Annotated in this window: 23 protein-coding genes; 5 read left to right on the top strand and 18 right to left on the bottom strand. The window is 63.0% G+C overall.

All coding sequences use genetic code 11. The features are described 5' to 3' along the window. Window positions 1-380: 380 nt before the first annotated feature. The 8 genes from ACZ0BA_RS21095 to ACZ0BA_RS21060 form a co-directional block, all read right to left on the bottom strand. Complete coding sequence (locus tag ACZ0BA_RS21095) at window positions 381-1,538, bottom strand: AAA family ATPase (protein WP_463453132.1); 1,158 nt, start codon at window positions 1,536-1,538, stop codon at window positions 381-383. Window positions 1,539-1,552: 14 nt separating this feature from the next. Then, window positions 1,553-1,870, bottom strand: a complete 318-nt coding sequence (locus ACZ0BA_RS21090) for a hypothetical protein (protein ID WP_463453131.1) — start codon at window positions 1,868-1,870, stop codon at window positions 1,553-1,555. Continuing rightward, on the bottom strand, window positions 1,871-2,128 hold the full coding sequence (locus tag ACZ0BA_RS21085) for a hypothetical protein (RefSeq protein WP_463453130.1): 258 nt from the start codon (window positions 2,126-2,128) through the stop codon (window positions 1,871-1,873). Further along, window positions 2,125-2,343 (bottom strand): hypothetical protein, encoded by a 219-nt coding sequence (locus ACZ0BA_RS21080; protein WP_463453129.1) that lies wholly within the window; start codon window positions 2,341-2,343, stop codon window positions 2,125-2,127. The genes ACZ0BA_RS21085 and ACZ0BA_RS21080 overlap by 4 nt, the downstream gene beginning before the upstream one ends. Beyond that, entirely contained in the window at window positions 2,340-2,576 is a 237-nt protein-coding gene (locus ACZ0BA_RS21075) for a hypothetical protein (RefSeq protein WP_463453128.1), read from the bottom strand. The genes ACZ0BA_RS21080 and ACZ0BA_RS21075 overlap by 4 nt, the downstream gene beginning before the upstream one ends. After that, window positions 2,573-2,839, bottom strand: coding sequence for a hypothetical protein (locus ACZ0BA_RS21070; RefSeq protein ID WP_463453127.1), 267 nt, complete (start codon window positions 2,837-2,839; stop codon window positions 2,573-2,575). The genes ACZ0BA_RS21075 and ACZ0BA_RS21070 overlap by 4 nt, the downstream gene beginning before the upstream one ends. Next, window positions 2,836-3,180, bottom strand: a complete 345-nt coding sequence (locus ACZ0BA_RS21065) for a hypothetical protein (RefSeq protein ID WP_463453126.1) — start codon at window positions 3,178-3,180, stop codon at window positions 2,836-2,838. The genes ACZ0BA_RS21070 and ACZ0BA_RS21065 overlap by 4 nt, the downstream gene beginning before the upstream one ends. 155 nt (window positions 3,181-3,335) lie before the next feature. Next, window positions 3,336-3,518: a toxin-antitoxin system HicB family antitoxin gene (locus tag ACZ0BA_RS21060; RefSeq protein WP_463453125.1), complete on the bottom strand. Its 183-nt coding sequence runs from the start codon at window positions 3,516-3,518 to the stop codon at window positions 3,336-3,338. Window positions 3,519-3,596: 78 nt separating this feature from the next. Between ACZ0BA_RS21060 and ACZ0BA_RS21055 the strand changes: the two genes are divergently transcribed. The 3 genes from ACZ0BA_RS21055 to ACZ0BA_RS21045 all read left to right on the top strand — a co-directional run bounded on the left by ACZ0BA_RS21055 (window position 3,597) and on the right by ACZ0BA_RS21045 (window position 5,801). Continuing rightward, entirely contained in the window at window positions 3,597-3,887 is a 291-nt protein-coding gene (locus ACZ0BA_RS21055) for an Arc family DNA-binding protein (protein ID WP_463453124.1), read from the top strand. A gap of 167 nt (window positions 3,888-4,054) precedes the next feature. Beyond that, window positions 4,055-4,675, top strand: coding sequence for a hypothetical protein (locus ACZ0BA_RS21050; protein ID WP_463453123.1), 621 nt, complete (start codon window positions 4,055-4,057; stop codon window positions 4,673-4,675). 454 nt (window positions 4,676-5,129) lie between these two features. Then, window positions 5,130-5,801, top strand: a complete 672-nt coding sequence (locus ACZ0BA_RS21045; RefSeq protein WP_463453122.1) for a hypothetical protein — start codon at window positions 5,130-5,132, stop codon at window positions 5,799-5,801. 459 nt (window positions 5,802-6,260) lie between these two features. Here the strand turns inward: ACZ0BA_RS21045 and ACZ0BA_RS21040 are convergent, their stop codons facing one another. Then, on the bottom strand, window positions 6,261-7,241 hold the full coding sequence (locus ACZ0BA_RS21040) for an SMP-30/gluconolactonase/LRE family protein (RefSeq protein WP_463453121.1): 981 nt from the start codon (window positions 7,239-7,241) through the stop codon (window positions 6,261-6,263). Continuing rightward, window positions 7,238-8,227 (bottom strand): GGDEF domain-containing protein, encoded by a 990-nt coding sequence (locus tag ACZ0BA_RS21035; protein WP_463453120.1) that lies wholly within the window; start codon window positions 8,225-8,227, stop codon window positions 7,238-7,240. Before ACZ0BA_RS21035 ends, ACZ0BA_RS21040 begins: the two co-directional genes overlap by 4 nt. A 388-nt stretch (window positions 8,228-8,615) precedes the next feature. Between ACZ0BA_RS21035 and ACZ0BA_RS21030 the strand changes: the two genes are divergently transcribed. After that, window positions 8,616-8,825 carry a hypothetical protein gene (locus ACZ0BA_RS21030; protein ID WP_463453119.1) on the top strand — a complete coding sequence of 70 codons (210 nt, stop codon included), beginning with the start codon at window positions 8,616-8,618 and terminating at the stop codon, window positions 8,823-8,825. A 3-nt stretch (window positions 8,826-8,828) separates the two neighbouring features. Here the strand turns inward: ACZ0BA_RS21030 and ACZ0BA_RS21025 are convergent, their stop codons facing one another. Both ACZ0BA_RS21025 and ACZ0BA_RS21020 read right to left on the bottom strand, forming a co-directional pair. Then, complete coding sequence (locus ACZ0BA_RS21025) at window positions 8,829-9,449, bottom strand: Hpt domain-containing protein (protein ID WP_463453118.1); 621 nt, start codon at window positions 9,447-9,449, stop codon at window positions 8,829-8,831. Between the two features lie 8 nt (window positions 9,450-9,457). Further along, window positions 9,458-10,441, bottom strand: a complete 984-nt coding sequence (locus ACZ0BA_RS21020) for a CAP domain-containing protein (RefSeq protein WP_463453117.1) — start codon at window positions 10,439-10,441, stop codon at window positions 9,458-9,460. 218 nt (window positions 10,442-10,659) lie between these two features. Here ACZ0BA_RS21020 and pssA point away from each other — a divergent pair, with 218 nt between their 5' ends. Continuing rightward, window positions 10,660-11,418 (top strand): CDP-diacylglycerol--serine O-phosphatidyltransferase, encoded by a 759-nt coding sequence (pssA, locus tag ACZ0BA_RS21015; RefSeq protein ID WP_463454802.1) that lies wholly within the window; start codon window positions 10,660-10,662, stop codon window positions 11,416-11,418. 16 nt (window positions 11,419-11,434) lie between these two features. Here pssA and ACZ0BA_RS21010 read toward each other — a convergent pair whose 3' ends face one another. From ACZ0BA_RS21010 to ACZ0BA_RS20985, 6 genes are all read right to left on the bottom strand, one after another. Next, window positions 11,435-12,349, bottom strand: a complete 915-nt coding sequence (locus tag ACZ0BA_RS21010) for an aldo/keto reductase (protein WP_463453116.1) — start codon at window positions 12,347-12,349, stop codon at window positions 11,435-11,437. A 142-nt stretch (window positions 12,350-12,491) separates the two neighbouring features. After that, window positions 12,492-13,637 (bottom strand): D-alanyl-D-alanine carboxypeptidase family protein, encoded by a 1,146-nt coding sequence (locus ACZ0BA_RS21005; RefSeq protein WP_463453115.1) that lies wholly within the window; start codon window positions 13,635-13,637, stop codon window positions 12,492-12,494. Window positions 13,638-13,709: 72 nt separating this feature from the next. Continuing rightward, entirely contained in the window at window positions 13,710-14,378 is a 669-nt protein-coding gene (locus ACZ0BA_RS21000; protein WP_463453114.1) for an alpha/beta hydrolase, read from the bottom strand. A 6-nt stretch (window positions 14,379-14,384) separates the two neighbouring features. Next, window positions 14,385-14,702 (bottom strand): (2Fe-2S) ferredoxin domain-containing protein, encoded by a 318-nt coding sequence (locus ACZ0BA_RS20995; RefSeq protein WP_463453113.1) that lies wholly within the window; start codon window positions 14,700-14,702, stop codon window positions 14,385-14,387. 52 nt (window positions 14,703-14,754) lie between these two features. Continuing rightward, entirely contained in the window at window positions 14,755-15,954 is a 1,200-nt protein-coding gene (locus ACZ0BA_RS20990) for a VanZ family protein (RefSeq protein WP_463454801.1), read from the bottom strand. Continuing rightward, window positions 15,951-16,607 (bottom strand): ABC-type transport auxiliary lipoprotein family protein, encoded by a 657-nt coding sequence (locus ACZ0BA_RS20985; RefSeq protein WP_463453112.1) that lies wholly within the window; start codon window positions 16,605-16,607, stop codon window positions 15,951-15,953. Before ACZ0BA_RS20985 ends, ACZ0BA_RS20990 begins: the two co-directional genes overlap by 4 nt. Between the last annotated feature and the right edge of the window lie 2 nt (window positions 16,608-16,609).

The raw sequence follows: 16,609 nt of genomic DNA, 5'->3' as shown, positions 1-16,609 counted from the left end.
CCTTACCTTCGTGAGTATTTCTTGCACCTGTGTCCCACAGGCTGGTGAATATTTAAGGTAAAAAAATGCAACCTAGAGTCAACCATCATTTAGCCCTTGCTTTCGAGCAAGCGGTTGTTATTGACGCCCTTAGTGGGGCATCAGCCGCATGGGCTTTCTTGGCGGCGCTAGACGTCCCGAGAGAGACGATTTTCCGCGTGCTGATGAATGCATCGATTCGCCGCGATACCGATACGCCAACGGCTTCGACGATTGAGAAATGTCGTTTTTCCCCAAGGAGCTAAGTCCGCGTTTGATCGCAGTTCACACCGAAGAGCGCACGAAGGGAGTGAAGGGAGCACTGTTTTTTTCGCGCTCCCTTTGCTCCCTTCGCGCTCCCTTCAATCGGTAGTTTCTGGCAGGCACCACAGCCAAGCGCCGCCCATGCTGAGTTTCTTGGCCTCAATGCCGAGGGACTTCTTCAGCCGCTTGGCCGCGTCCCACGAGTGGCCGGCGTCGCGCACCTCGCCCTGTAGCGCCTTCGCGGCCATCTTGCCGCCCGCCTCCCGGAGCGTGTCGACCAGCATGCGCTCCAGATCCTGCCGCGCATCGCCGTCCTCGCCATTGTCGTCATGTTCGACGTCGCCGAGGATCTCGCGCGCCGTGCCGTCTATGATTCCCTCCCATACCGCGTGTGTCGCCTCGATGCCGCCGTCGATCGTCACCAGCTCGAGCGAGTAGGCCACGCCGCCATCATCGGGTGCGATGTTCGACTTCGCCCGCGCCATCACGCGCCGGTTACTGCCTTCCTCCTTCGCCGTGACCAGCACCATCCGCGCGAGCGCGCCGAATGCCTGCGAGCCTATCACCCGGTCCTGTGGCGCCTTGCCGGCGCCGCCCTTGGCAAAGTGCGTGATGCCGATGACCGCGCAGCCGTGGGCGTCGGCGAAGTCGACCACCGCCTGCAGGCTGCGGCGCACGTCGTTCGCGCGGTGCATGTCGCCGGCCACCGCCGACACGATCGGGTCTATCAGCAGCAGGCTGACGCCGCCAATCGCCTCGGCCGCGCGGCGCAGGTCCGGGATATCCTGCGACGGATCGAACGGCACGCTCTCGCCGTCCTGGGCGATCCCCTCGATGAAGTGACAGCGCGCCAGGTCGGCGCCGGACGCAATCAGGCGCGGCACCAGCGTATCGTCGGCAACGTCCTCACTCGACCAGATCAGCACATTGCCCAGGCCCGCGCACGCGCTGCCGTCCGGCCACCGGCCGCCGGAAGTCAGCACCGCCGCCAGCGCGAGCGCCAACGTGGTCTTGCCGGTACCGGCGGCGCCGGCCAGGATGGTGAGCTTGCCGGCCGGCACCCACCCCGGCCACAGCCAGGTGATCGGCAGCGGCTTGATGTCGGCGCCGCATCGGATTTTGACGACGCGTTCCCCGTGCTGCCGCGAGCGGTCGAGCGGCCGCGCTGTTTCGCCCTGGCGCTCCAGTTCGACGCGCGCGGCGCGGGCGTGGTCGTCCTCCTTGTCTAAAATAAAGCCGGCCATTTGGCCGTCCATGTGTCCATCTGCCATCATGATTCCGCTAGTTTAAGAAATGCTGTTCGGTTACGGTCGCCGTCGACCAGCAGCAGCCGGCGCGGTCGGGCCTGATAGAGTCGGCCCGATAGCGTGCGCAGCGCGCCGTACCGGGTCAGGTTGCCCGGGAATACCAGCACCACGTCGAGCCCGGCCACGGCGCGGCACTCAAGCGCGGTCGGCAGGTTGGCCGGGTCAATCTGGATGGCGTTGCGCTTGGGCGGCAGCATGCCGACGCCCAGCCACAACACGCCGCCCACGGGCGCCAGGCCGTACACGGCACGGATGCGCGCCAGTTCGGCGAGGGTCGTCATTCAGCGCCGCCGCGCATCTGCATCGGCCACCATGCGCAGGCCGGTCGCCGCCGGCGCGCTGTTGGGCGCGACCAGTGGCTTACTGATCGACACCTGTCGGACGATGTCCAGCATCTGCCCTCGGACCTCGTGCGCGATGGCGTGGAAGTAGCTGAGTAACTCCTTGTCCTCCGCGCTGAGGCTGTTCACCACCAAGCGCAGCGGCCCGGCAGCGGGTTTCTTGCGCGCGCGTGTCGGCTTGGTTGTGACCGCGGTCATTTCGCACCTCCGCCGATCAGGCGTAGCACTGGACGCTTGTGACGCGGGAAGTCCTTTGCCATTTCAGCCATCATGTGCAACATCGCCTCTTGCGTTTGGTCCGTTAGCTCGGCAAAGAGTTGGGCGGCGCGCAGCTGGTTGGCGGTGAGCTCGGCGGACGGCATCGGCGCGGGCACCGATGGGGCGGCGCTGAGTGGTTTCTTCGGTGCACTCACTTGGCGCCTCCGCTTATCAGATGCAATTTGGCGGCCGGGCGGAGCGGGCGCTTCTTGGCCTGATCCTCTGCCACCTCCACAAAGATTAAGCAGTTGCGCCGCGAGGTTTCGGTCATGCTGCGGCATGCGGTGAAGAATCGAACGGCCCAAGCAGATTCCTCGGCGGTCATTTCGAACGCGGGCGGCGTGGCCGTGCTGGTGCCGCCCATGGTAATCAGCTTCCGGCCGGTCATCGCACACCTCCAACAACAAGGCGCAGGGCAGGTGCTGCCTTGCGGGCTTTTTCAACATCCTGCTGTGCAATTCGGTGAGCGAATTTCGGCAGCATGGTGCGGCTGGCGCGTCCCATGCTGCGAAAGTCCACGATGAGTTGCCGCTCTTCTTCCGAAAGCTCAAGCTTCTCGCCGCCGGGCGCGGCGATGACGGCGAGCTCTCCAGGTGTGGCGCGGCGGGGGCGCTTCGGCGCAACCGGCTTGATTTTGGCGGGCGCGCTCATTGGACACCGCCTTCGACTTCTTCGAGGGTCAGGCTCATGGCCGCCGCCGATTCCTGAATCAGGATCGCGGCGCGGTATGCCGATTTGAACAGGGCATCGAGCCGGGTGGCGGCCTGCAAAGTGGCCGGGTCGGTGATGTTCATGCCGTCGATGATCTCGAAGGCGATCTCGGCGAGCGTCTGCGCCGTCAGGGCCTGCTCCTCCACGCTGCTCACATGGGCTTGCAGACTGCCGAGCTGCAACAATGGCAGAGTGATATTTATCGCTTGTGCAGCGGCCGTGCTGGTGTTAAAATCGGTTTTGTGGTTCATATTTGCTTTCAAAAGGGTGAGTTGATCCATGCCGCATGCAGACGTTCTGAGCGTCTGTTTGCAACTTCCACTCGGTTCCGCCGAGTCGGTCTTGAGTGACCCGGGAGGACGGCCTGCCAGCCTTCCTCCCGCAAGTCATTTATCTACTCCGGAAATTTCCGTAGTTTTTTTCTCTCCAATTTCATCTATTCCTGTTCGATTTCCTTCGGCTTGTCTTTATTCGCTTTTGCCGCGACGGCCAGACCGAGACGCAGCAACTGGACCAGTTGGCCATTCAAGCTGCGATCCTGCGCCTTAGCCAATTCATCCGCCTCGGCGTGGAGCGACTTGGGCATGCGGATAGTGATGCGTACAATTTCCTCGTCCATACCGTTCCTTCAATGTGTCACTGTTTTAGTGACTCCATGTCACTATACGCCTCTTGCTCGTAGTGTCAATATAGTGACATGGAAGATTTATACCGAAGTCAGTTCAGGCTGCCTTATCCGCTCTATGAAAAGCTGAAGGCCCACGCCGACAAGGCGGGGCGGAGCGTCAACGCCGAACTCGTTGCGCGATTGGAACAATCCTTCTATGAGGCGCCGATGTCCGGGCTCTCCGTCGAGGATGTCGTGAAGGTCAGCCACCAAGTCATCAAAAGCCTCTACACCGACTTCATCCCACGCCCCAGCACTGAACCCGCGCCGACCACTCCAGTTCCGCGCCAGCGCCGGGCAGCAGCCAAGTCCAAGGGGTAACTCAATCAGTCGGAGGTTCGGGAGGCGGGCGACGCTGGCTAGGCGCTCGTCTCCCACGGCCGGATCGACACGGCTCGGCGCGCGAAAGGCGTTGCTCTAAAGCCCGCGCCGGGCTTGATGGGAGCTGCGGCACAATATGCTAAAATTTTCTTTTTGGAAAGAAATCCATGCTTACTTGGGCCGAAATCCTCTGCTGGATAGAGAAGCACCCTGGCCTCGCCTCTTGGATGCAGGCCGTCGGCGCCATAGTCGCGCTCATAGTCGCCATCGGCGTGCCGTGGTGGCAAAAAAGTCAGGCCCTCAAGCAAGCTCATGAGGCTGAAAAGGCGCAGCTTCGACACCTGATTTCCACCTTGCTTGACGAGATAACAGTCGCGGCGGAAGCCTTCGCCGGGGAAAGTGGGGAGCTGCTGTTGAATAGCGCAGATGGCACACCGATCGACGTAACCATCCCAATGCTCGAAACTCCCTTCCCGATCTACCACGCTTCCTTGCCGAGGATAGGGCAACTTCCGACCGAGGAACTTCGGAAACTTGTGATAAAGGGCTACGGACGTGCTATCGGTTTCGTTGCTAGCATCCGTTTCAACAACGTCCTGATTGAAAGGCTTGAGCACGCTCAGTACCTAGTGGCGCTTAGCAACGACCCGGTCCACAACGAGCTGCGCGATAGGCGAGTTTACGTTCTGAACCATTACGGCAATGCCTTGAGACAGTCCTACAAGGCCGCCCTCGAAGACGTCGACGCTATGCAGGTCGCACTTCGCGAATGGCTGAATCGGAACTGAATCGCAACTCAGATTCCGCCCTGTGCAATGCTCCGCGTACTCAATTAACAGCTCGCGCTGGTCGTCAGCGTCACCGGCGCCGATTCGGTCAGGTTGACCTGGTGGCGGTGGTGGTCGACGTCGTTCAATGGATCGTGCATGGTACGATTTCTGTTTCAGTAAGGAGATCAAAATGATTTTGCAATCAGACGTCAGACGCTTTCGCCATGCTGCGCGGATTTCTCTCCTCGCATCCATGGCACTCTCCACGCGGGCGGCAATGCGCGTCGCGGCTTTGAGGGGTGACTCGGGCGCCGCCGAGGCCCTGAAGCAAAGGAATGAGCGAATCATCAAAGCTGCTGCAGCCACTTATCGACGGTGACGATGCAGTCAGCCGGACCTGCCCCATGAAGCGTCCCAAGTGGGGGCAGGCGGCGGGGCGGTTTGTCGCGCAATGACATGGTAAGATTTCCGTTTGGAATCGGATATCAAGATGGCTTGGTACACCAAGTGGGTAATCATGGTGATGGCGGCGCTGGCCTATGTCGGTGGTCAAAATCTCATCAACTGGCCCGGCCTCACCGCATCTGACTGGGGCACATGGATCGGCGCCATTGGCACTGTTACCACTCTCGCCGGCACGATATGGCTCGCAACTGCTGAAAGCAGGCGGCGGCGCAACGACGATATCACACGCGCCCATCTCATGGCCGCTGCACTCGCACCGCGCATAACTCACCTGAGAAACGAGTTGTCCGCTATGGAGGGAGGTCTTTCTTTCACTGATGTCGACACCGGTCTCCATCGGCCGCCAGGCATCGAGGCCAACGTATTCTTGTCCTCGACCTACAAACCAGCAACGTCCGACGAACTGATTTTGCTTACTGCTCTGGGCGACAATTGCGCCAACAAACTCGCCTACGCACAGGCCCAGCTTGACGTCTTCAAAGCCTTGATGATCAATCACATCGACAACGCCGAGGACCCGGAAGCCCCTCTTGCGAACGATATTGGCCAGATCTGGCTTGAATGGATAAGTGGACTCGGCGATCGGTTCGAAATGATCGAGCGGCAACTTGTGGACATTGCTCGCATTTATGCAACGCCCCCGACTTCCGACGAGCTGTATGGGCCGGACTTCGACTAGCGTGCGCCCCCCTACGGTCCCAACGCATGCGCCATCTGCGGCGATGCGCTGCAGTCATGGTGGCGGCGGTTCCGTCCCAGGTTACAAAGCGGCTTCCTCAGGGCCAGCGACATCTTCGGACAGATCGTTTTTTTAGTACACAGGTAAGTACACAAAACGCCAATCCAGCATTGAGGGCCTATATCTCCGGGCATCACTTCAGGTCAGCCGCTTCTGCATCGAAATAAACTCCGGGGTCAAGTCTGACATTCGGACACGCTCCCAACTATAAGTGGACTACGGCCAAGCTCGTGTCCAAATGCCAGACTTGACCCCGACCTACGAGATCGTTGTTCAATTCTGGTTCGGGTAGCGGCCAGCTTCTGAATTACGTAGGGCGGATTAGCGCAGCGTAATCCGCCGTGCATGCGCCGTCGACGACGCTACCACGTCCACTTCGCCAAATCCGCCCGCGTACGATCAGTACGGCAAGCCGCTCACGTTCAGCGCGATCTTCCACACCGACCCGGCGCCGGTGATGAACAGCGTCTTGCCATCCGCACCGCCGAACGCGGCGTTGGTGACATTCGCATCCACCTTGATCGTGGCGATGTGCTTGCCCTGCGGCGTGAACACGCGGATGCGCTTGTCGGTGTGCTCGGTGACGTAGACGTTGCCGTGGCAGTCGATCGCCATGCCGTCCGGGATGCCCAGGCCATTGACCAGGTCGCGTCCCTTCTGCGGCTTGCCGCCGACGATGGCGTACGCGCGCAGCACGCCTTTTTCGCCAACCATACCGTTCACATACAGTACGTCCCCTGCCGGCGACAGCGATACGCCGTTCGGATTGGTGAGCGTGTCGTCCACCACGCTGACCGTGTCGTCGGTCGCCACGCGGTACACGCGCGTTTTGTCCTGCCCGCCCGGCGCGGCGTCGCGCTGGAAGGCCGGGTCGCTGAAGTACAAGGTGCCGTCGGCGGCCAGCGCCATGTCGTTGGGCGAGTTGAAGACGTTGCCGTTGTACTTGTTCACCACATCGCTGCGCTTGCCGTCCATCGTGTAGCGCGAGACGTTTTTATACTTGTGCGTGGCCGCGATGATGTTGCCCTGCGCGTCGACCGCCAGGCCGTTGCTGCCGCTGTCGGCGATCAGGGTGGTGACCTTGCCGCTGGCATCGAGCTTCTGGATGCGCGACGGGAATCCCGGTCCGAACGTGAAGTCCGAAAAATACAGCGCGTCCTTGATCCACACCGGACCTTCATACAGCCCCGGTTCCGAGCGCGTCGGGTTGGCCGCGACGATGCGCTGCGCGGTCAGTTCGCCGGACGGCGCGGTGCCGGTGCAGGCTAGCGGTGCTGCGGCGGCTGCGAACGCGGCGGGGGCTGTCAATGCGGCCACCAGTGTGGTGGCGACGGCGGCGGACAAGATCGATGCGAAAGTAAAGGCAGGGCGAATTTTCATGCGGTGGTTTCTTCCAGTTTGTGAACGATGACGCAGTCGCGTCCGGCGTGTTTGGCGGCATACAGGCAGCTGTCGGCGGCGGCCAGCATGGTTTCGGCGGTGCACAGCCGATCCTTGACGAAGCTGGCCACGCCGATGCTCATTGTCACATATGGACGCTTGGCGGCGGGCGCGTGCGTGACCTCCAGTGCGGCGATGCGCGCGCGGATGGTCTCGGCCACCAGCGCCGCCTGCTCGGGACCGGTGTCCGGCAGCACGGCGCCGAATTCCTCGCCGCCGTAGCGCGCGGCCAGGTCGGCCGGCCGCTGCAGCGTGGCGGCAAACGCTTCGGCGACCAGGGTCAGGCAGGCGTCGCCCTGCTGGTGGCCGAAGTGGTCGTTGTACGCCTTGAACGAGTCGATATCCATCAGTAGCAGCGCCAGCTGGCCGTCGTTGCGCTGGGCGCGCCGCAGTTCGCGGTCGAGCGCGACGTCGAAATGGCGCCGGTTGGCGATGCCGGTCAGCCCGTCCACATACGATTGCGCGCGCAACGCCTCGGCCTGCCCACGCAGCTGGCGCTCGCGGCCGACCGTGCTGCTGATGTCGCTCACCTGGATCAGGCAAAACCGTTCCTTGCCTTCGGTGAACGGCGTCACCGACACCGCCTGCTCGATGCGCTCGCCGCCCCAGGTGCCGGTCGGGAACAGGGGGAAGGGGGATCGGTTCAGCCCCGGCGATAAGTGCTGCGGCGTTTTGCTCTGCATCGCGCTGTGCACGGCCTGCTCCAGCCGCTGGCCGCGCAATTCCGGAAACACGTCGAACAGCTCGCTGCCAAGCACGCGGTGGGCGGACTGCCCCGAGTGGCTGGCCATCCATTGGTTCCACAGGACGATGCGCTGCCCGGCGTCGAGCACGACGAGGCCGAGGTCGGCGAGGGCCAGCGCGCGGCTGGACAGCTGGGCGTGGCCGGCCGTGGCAGGCTGGTTGGCGTGTACAGTTTCCGTCATTCGGACTTTCCAGGCGGGAATGATAATGGTGTAATGATTATATGCCGCCGGACGCGCCATGAGGTCGAGGAAGATGCCCTAAAGCCACACTTTGACAGCGACTCACTATCATTTTCGACTTTTTAATTAAAAAATATTTCTCCCCTATGAGCGGCGGACAGAGCGCGCAGCGTGGCGCTGGAGAACTGTCGTATGGACGCATTTTTTGCCGATCCGGCGGCTGTGGACGGTCCGCCGAACCTGCTATGATTGATTCGTCGCAGATGAGTGTTCCGTTTCCAACACATAGCTCGAAACCTGCGCGGCCTTGAGAATTCTCATGCTTGAGATATTCCGCTGAAGTAACCTTGCAACGTTGACTTGGGCAATGCCCGAAACGGAGGGGATCGTGGAACCGACACAAGAAAGCGTACCGGACGATGGCGCTGGCACGCCGCCGCCGCCGATGGCGGTAGCCGCCCCGCCGGCACGCACGCGGCAGATGTTGCCGCCCAAGGGCTCGTGCTGGTACTGCGAGAAGCCGCTCGACAACGTCAAACGCTTCTGCGACAAGGAATGCGCGGACGCCTTCGACGAAGAGAAAGAATTTACGCGCTGAAGACTAGCGCTTTGCCGCCTGCAATACCGCCAGCGCCGCCTCGAAGTCGAACTGATGCGCCGCCTCGGTCACCTCCTGAAACACCGCCACTCCCAAGCTTGCCGCGAGCACCGTTGCCGAGTGCTCCAGCACATCGATCGCCGCGCCGTCGCCTTCTTCCAGCAGCCTGGCCAGATGCTGCACCAGCATGCGCGTTTCCGGGGGATGCTCGCCAACGGACGCCGCCGGCGCCGGCGGTTGCGCGTCGGCCCCGCTCAGCTCGGCGTCGATCGCACCCATCAGGCAGCGTAGCGCGTGCTCCAGCTGCGCCAGCGGCCCCATGCACATCGCCGCCGGCCCCGCGCAGGTGTGCTCCAGTTTGGACGCCAACAGGTAGACCTGCTGCGCGCCGATCATGCCGGCCGCCCCCTTGAGCGTATGGATGATGCGTTGCGCGCCGATGGGATCGCCCGCCGCAAGGTCGGTGCGGGCCTGGTTGGCGCTGTCCTGATAGCGTTGCCGGAAGCGACGCAGGATTTGCAGATACAGCGCGCGGTCGCCCATCAACTGTTGCAGGCCGGTTTCCACCTGCAGGATATGGCCCTCCGCGGGCGCCGGCGAGGCTGGCGTGTCGGAAAGTGTCATGGGCGGCGTCATTGCTGCGTAGTGAACGACCACGTGCGCGGCGCGGCCACGCCGCCCACCGTGCCATCGAAGCTCACATCGTAGACGGTGCCTCTGCGCAGCGGTGCCAGCGGGATAATGGAGGCGGCCGGCGCCGTGATCCGCGAGTCGGTCGCGTTGCTGAGCAGAAGGGTATTGAGCGCGCTGCCGCCGCGCGGGGTGATGGTGAAACTGCGCACGACGACGACTGCGCCGCCCCGGCCGCTGTCGCCGTGGACGCTGATCGGGTAGCCAACCTCGTTCTGGTTCGGCACCGGATCGGGCGATTCGGTATCGCTAAAGAAATTGATCGGCACGTTGATCTGGTTGTTGATCGGGTAATTGACCAGCCTGCCCGCGCCGATGCCGGGGCCTATGCCGTTGGTGGCCGTCAGGTCGGCGGTGAAGTAGGTATAGCCGTTGGGAACGGTGGTGGCGCCGGTGCCGACTTCCTTGAAGACTGGCTCGAACATCACGAAGCGGTGATAAATCGCGGTGATCAGTTCCTCAACGTGGTAAAAGCCGGAGGTGTTCGTGGTGGCGGAGATTACTTCGCCGATCGCGTAACCGCCGGGTAATCCATAGCCGGCGGCGGCGAGCCGGTTGATCAGGTTGACGCCGGTGAAGCCGGGTGCGCCGACGGTCTGCTCGTGTGTGACGGTGTTGTTCAGGCGTAGATAGTTGGAATGCCCCAGCGCGGCCGCATCGACCTGGCTGTTGCGCGCCAGCACCGACAAGCCCAGCTGTGAACGCCGGTAATTGAGCCAGTTGTAGCCATCCAGGGCGGTGTTGCCGGTCAGCGTGGGGGCGCCAGGTTCGGGCACCGGCGGATTGGCCGGGGTGTTCGACGTCGTTGGCGCGCTGTCGTTGCTGCTTCCGCCCCCGCCGCCACAGCCTGCGAGCAGCGCGGCGATCAGCAGCATTGCGGCCGGCAATGGTGATAAGGAGAGCTGCCGGTGCTTGTGGTGTGCCATGTTGAAAACTCCTGTGCGTATGGGCCTTTAACCCGGGCTGGCTACATCGATTTTAAGCCAGATTGTGCGTTCGCGGTACGCAATATGCCGGCCGGGGCCGCTTCGTACGGGACGGCTTGCGTAAGATGGTAAGCTAACCGCTCAGCCAGCCACCCGTTGGTGTCGTGTGTCTGCTTAACCTGGAAATCCATCATTTGAAACCTATCAATCAAGCGCGCGTGCGGCGCGCCAAGTTCGCGTTGCCCAGCATGGTGACGTTGATGTCGATCGCCTGCGGCTTCGGCAGTATCGTCATCTCTGTCGACAACGCACTGGTCGGGTCCGCCGAAGACTACCGGCTCGCCGCCATCTTGCTGGTGCTGGCCGGCGTGTTCGACGCGCTCGACGGCTTGGTCGCCCGCGCCACCAACACCTCGTCCGAGTTCGGCATGCAGCTCGACTCGATCGCCGACGTGATGAACTTCGGCTGCGCGCCGGGGCTGCTGCTGTATTGCTATGGATTTGTGCAGCTGGGTGTCGACCATCAGACCTTGCTGCGGGCCGGCGGCATCGCCAGCTTCTTCTTTGTGGCTTGCGGCGCGCTGCGGCTGGCGCGCTTCAATGTCAGCGTCGGCCGCACCGACCCGCGCTATTTCGTCGGCATGCCGATCACGGCGGGCGCGGCTTGCGTGGCGTCGGTGGTGGTGGCCTGGCCGAACCCGGCCGCGAGCACCTGGCACGCGATCCTGGTCGTGCTGCTGTTGTTTGTGGTGGGAACGCTGATGGTGTCGACGGTGCGCTTCCCGAGCTCCAAGCAGAAGAAGAGCTGGGGCGCTCTGGTGTTGCTGGTGGTGAATCTGGCCTTGCTGGCCTGGTTGCAGGCAAGTTACTTCGTGCTGTTCTTCGTGGTGTACATCGCTTTCACGCTGGCGCTCAATCTGGCGTGGAAGCGCGGCTGGAAAGGCATCCCGCCGCCGGTCGTCTACGACGATATTTAGATGGGCGCGCCGAGGCTCAAGCCACTTCGTGCCCGCGCGCTGCGCGCAGAATCTCGAACCACTGGCTGCGGCTCAACGTGAACTGCGTTGCTTCCACCGCTTCCGCCACGGCCTGAATACGCCCCGATCCGGTCAGTGGAATCGGGCGGCTAGGCAACTGCATGATCCACGCGAACACCACGCTGCCAAACGGGCGGCGCACTTCATCGGCGATCTTCTGGATCACAGCGCTCACCCGCACGCCTGCGGCGTCGTCCTTGCTGAACAGTCGGCCGCCGGCCAGCGGCGACCAGATCATCGGCGACACGCCCAGATCCTGCAGGCCGTCGAAGGTTTCGTCGAACATCGGCGCCACGCACAGCGGCGAGAACTCCACCTGATTGGTCGCCAGCGCGATGCGGCGGTTCAAACTCTCGAACTGGTGGCGGCTGAAATTGGACACGCCGAAATGGCGCACCTTGCCCTCTTGGCGCAGACGTCCGAAAGCATCGGCGATCTCGTCAAAATTCATCAGCGGATCGGGACGGTGAATCAGCAACAGGTCCAGGTGATCGGTGCCCAGCTGGCGCAGCGAGTTTTCCGCCGAGGCGATGATATGGCTGGCGCTGGTGTCATAGTGCTGGATCGTATGGTCCGGACGGGCCGCGTTGACCAGTTTGATGCCGCACTTGCTCACCAGTTGCATGCGCTGGCGCAGCGACGGTTGCAGCGCCAGCGCCTCGCCGAACACCGCCTCGACACCGTAGCCGCCATAAATGTCGGCGTGGTCGAAGCTGGTCACGCCCATTTCCAGGCATTGCTCGATGAACGCCACCCGTTGCTGGGGCGTCAGGTTCCATTCGTTCATGCGCCACATGCCGGCGACGATGCGTGACAAGGTCGGACCACCGTTGCTGGTGACGATGGACGGGCAGGAGAGGTTGGAGCTCATTGGAAAGCTTTCACAGAAGGTGAGTATCGCGGCAAGGCCGGCCTCGGAAACCGGGACGGTCGAATAAACGAAAAATGTAGAGCGGATTACGCGGGACGCCGTAATCCGCCAATGCATGCGCCGTCGCGACGCATGCGGGGAATTAATTCATCCAGAGACGGATCGAATCCCAGGCGCGGCCGAAGATCGATGCTTCTTCGACGTTTTCCAGCGCCACCACCGGCAGTTCCAGCAGCGGTTTGCCGTCGACCATCATCTTCAGCGAGCCGACGCGGGTGTTCAGCGGCAGCGGCGCGACCAGCGGATCCTTACGCTCCAGCACCGGCTTCATCTTGGCGGCGACACCCTTCGGCACCGTCACCATCACATCGCTGGTGAAGCCGATCTTGACCGCGCTTTGCGAGCCCTTCCAGATTTGCGGCGTGGCGATGGCTTGCCCCTTGGAGTACAGCTTGACCGTGTCGAAGTTCTGGAAGCCCCAGTTCAGCAGCTTCTGGCTTTCCTGCGTACGGGTGTTGTCGGAATTGGTGCCCAGCACCACCGAGATCAGGCGGCGTTCGCTGGCGCCGTTCGGACGGCGCGCCGAGGCGATCATGCAATAGCCGGCCGCTTCGGTGTGGCCGGTCTTCATGCCGTCGACGGTCGGGTCCAGCCACAGCAGGCGATTGCGGTTCGGCTGCGTGATCTTGTTGTACGTGAAGCTCTTGACCGAGTCGATCTTGTAGAACTGCGGGAAGTCCAGAATCACGCGCTTGGCCAGCACCGACAGGTCTTGCGCGGTGGAATAGTTGTCAGGACTAGGCAGGCCGTGCGGGTTGGCGAAACGGGTCGACTTCAGGCCCATGCGCTCGGCTTCCTTGTTCATCATGACGACGAAGGCCGATTCGTCGCCGGCGACGGCTTCGGCCAGCGCGACGGCGGCGTCATTGCCGGACTGAATCATCAGACCATGCAGCAGGTCGTCGATGCTGACCGGGGTGGCCGGATCGATGAACATCTTCGAGCTGCTGGCGTCGACCTTCCAGGCCTTGGTCGAGACGTTGACCATCTGGTTCAAGGTGACCTTTTTGTCGCGCAGCGCGCCGAACACGACGTAGGCGGTCATGATCTTGGTCAGCGAAGCGGGCTCGACGCGGGAATTCGGATCTTGCGAGGCGATCACCTGGCCGCTGGTGGCGTCCAGCAAAAGCCAGGATTTGGCGGCGATGGTGGGAGGCGGCAGGGTTTGTGCCACAGCGGCGGACATCAACATCACACTGGTGGCCAGTGCCGCGATCAATTTTTTCATGGGCTAAATATTCGGTGATAAGGTTAAAGATTGCTTAAAAAAAACAGCGTAAACAGCGGGAATTATAGAGCGTTACTCGGCTGCTGCGCTGTCGGTTTCGGTGTCGGCGACATCGCTGGGACGGCGCCACAGCTGGGTAACCCAGCTCTTGATGTGTTGCAGCTTGCGGTGGAAGAAGTGGTCGGCTCCCGGGATCACGATCACCGGAATCTCCTGCGGGCGCAGCCAGTCGAGCACGTCGATCAGCGGAATGGTGTCGTCGTTTTCGCCGTGGATCAGGATGGTGTCGGCGGGAATGTCGGCCATGTCCCATTTCTTGGCGGCGCTGCCGACCAGCACCAGGCGCTCGGCCGGCGTACCGGCCGCGACCAGGCGCTGCGCCAGCTTCGACTGCACGAAGGTGCCGAACGAGAATCCGCCCAGCGCCACCGGCAGGCCGGGATACTTTGCCGTCATCCACGCATGCAGGATGGCCATGTCGTCGGTCTCGCCGTGGCCGTGGTCGTGCACGCCCTCGGAGGCGCCGACGCCGCGGAAGTTGATGCGGGCCACCACGTAGCCGAGGCTGGCGAAGGTGCGCGCCAGCGTGACGGCGACCTTGTTGTCCATCGTGCCGCCGTACAGCGGGTGTGGATGCGCCACCAGGGCGACGCCGACCGGCGTGTCGTTCTTCGGATAGTCGATCTGGCCTTCCATCAGGCCGGCGTTACCCGCCAGGGTGAATTTTTCGTTCTTGTTCATAGCTCTTTAGATTTTCAGACGGTCAACAATCTTGCCCTGCACCAGGTGGCTGTCGATGATTTCATCGATGTCGCTGTTATCGACGTAGGTGTACCAGACGCCCTCCGGATAGACCACCAGCACCGGGCCTTCCTCGCAACGGTCCAGGCAGCCGGCCTGGTTGATGCGCACGCCGCCGTGGCCGTTGATGTCGAGTTGCTTGCAGCGTTTCTTGGCATGCTTCTGCGCCGTCTCGGCGCCATGGTCGCCGCAGCTGTTGCGGCCGTCGTCACGCTTGTTCATGCAGAAGAAGACGTGGTGTTTAAAATACGGGATGTCGCTCATGGCTGTACCTCTCGGAAAATTTGTAAGCGCGGTGTAAGGTTGCCGTGTGGCGCTATGATACCCGGCCTTGGCCGGACGCGGGGTCCCGGTCTCTGGGCTCCCGGGGCTCTTTGTTGAGCTTGTGCGAGGGCAGCCACAGGAACCAGACCGCGAAGAACGGCCACAGCAGCGACAGGAATTGCGCCGCGCCATTGAAGTTGAGGAATTTTCCCTGCACCCATGTTTGCAAAGTGGCCACGAAGTACGGGTTGGCCGGGGTGGTGTTGATGATTACCAGGCTCAACAGCAAAGTCACCGCGCCCAGCCGGCGCTGCGCCACCTGCGGCGCGAACGTCAGGCCGGCGAGCATGATGGCGCCGATCAGGAAGCCTCCCTCGGCGCCCGGCGTGACCCAGGCGAAGGCGTTCTCCGGCGAAAACAGCAGCGCCGTCGCCAGCGCCTTGATGACGATGGCCGAACCGATCATGGCCGTCACCAGCAGCGCGCGCGGGGCCGGCTTGCGCAACAGGCACAGCAACGTCAACGCCGCGCCGACCATGCCGCAGGCGGTGATGATGGTCTCCGACAGCCAGTATTGTTCGACCGTCAGCACCATGTCGGGCCGCACGTAGCTGGCCAGGTCGATCTCCATGTCGAGCAGCTGCGACAGCCAGTCCGACAAGATGGGCAGCAACTGGCCCAGGCCGAACAGGAAGCTTTGCGGGTAGATCTGCGCCAGCGGCCACAGCGCCAGCAGCACCAGGCCCTGGCTGGCGTGTGGCGCGAACCAGGCGCGCCGCAGCCGCTGCAGCGGGCTTTCATCGAGCAGGCGCCGTACCGTCAGCGCGCCGATCAGCGCGCCGACCGCGCAGCCGGCGGCGTTGGTATAGAAGTCCAGGTTGGACGAGACGCGGCTGGGCAGATAGGTTTGCACCGCTTCCATCGTGCCCGAGACCAGCAGCCCGCACAGCGTGGCAAGCAAAAAGGCGAAGATGCCCCGGATGCGCGGGTACAGCGAGTAAACCAGCAGCGCGCCCAGTGGCACGTAGCCGACCACGTTGATGATGGCGTCGAACTTGGTCCAGTAGCGCGGCATGCTCGAGGTTTCGAGGAAGATCAGCGGCGACAGGCCCTGGTTCTGCCAGCCGGAGAACGGGAACCAGCTGGCGTAGATGATCAGCAGCAGATAGGCCAGCAGCGCCGCGCGCGAGAGCGGCGAGCCTTTGCGGACATGCGCCGCGACGGGCGGCGCCGATGCTGCCGGTTGCGTCATTTCTGCGGTGCCGGCATCGCGGGTGTCCCGGTTGCCGCCGGCGCCGCCGGCAAGCCGTTCAGCCATAACAGCATATCGGCGGCCAGTGCGTCGGCGGCGTCGGCGAGGGCGCGCGCGCCGCCGGCGGCGTCCGCGCTTGGCGCCGGCGCGCTGCGCGTGAAGGTTTTCTGGTCCACCAGGCGGTGGCTGCGGAACACCGAGGCGCGCAGGCTGATTTGGCCGCTGCTTTGCGTCGCCGTCTCGAAGTTCTGGGCGAAGTCGTCGACCTCGAGGCGCAACAGGTTGACGCTGGCGGCGGAGTCGGTGGTCGACAGCACCTTCACGCCGGCCTGCGCGATGCGCGCCTTCATGCGCTGCGTGATCAGCTGCAGCGGGGTACTGGTCCACTGGTTGTAGGCGTAGGGGCGCGACTGGCGCGCGTCCGCGTACAGCAGGCGGTATTGCATGCGCTCCGAATCGAGCGACGCCGGGCCGGTGGCGTCGGCGACGATGATGGCGCCGACGTTGTTGGCGCTGGCGGCCTGGGTTGGCGGCGGCAGCGGGCCGAAGTCGTAGTTGGCGTTGGTCGGGCCTTTGCTGGCGCAGGCGCTCAGCAAAGCGGCAGTAGCGATGATGGCGGCGATGTTGGCGCGGGCGCGCAGGGTCGTGGTCATCG

The sequence above is a fragment of the Duganella sp. AC917 genome, assembly GCF_979258245.1.
Note: the sequence above shows the minus strand (reverse complement) of the source record. Positions and strands in the feature narration are given on the sequence as shown.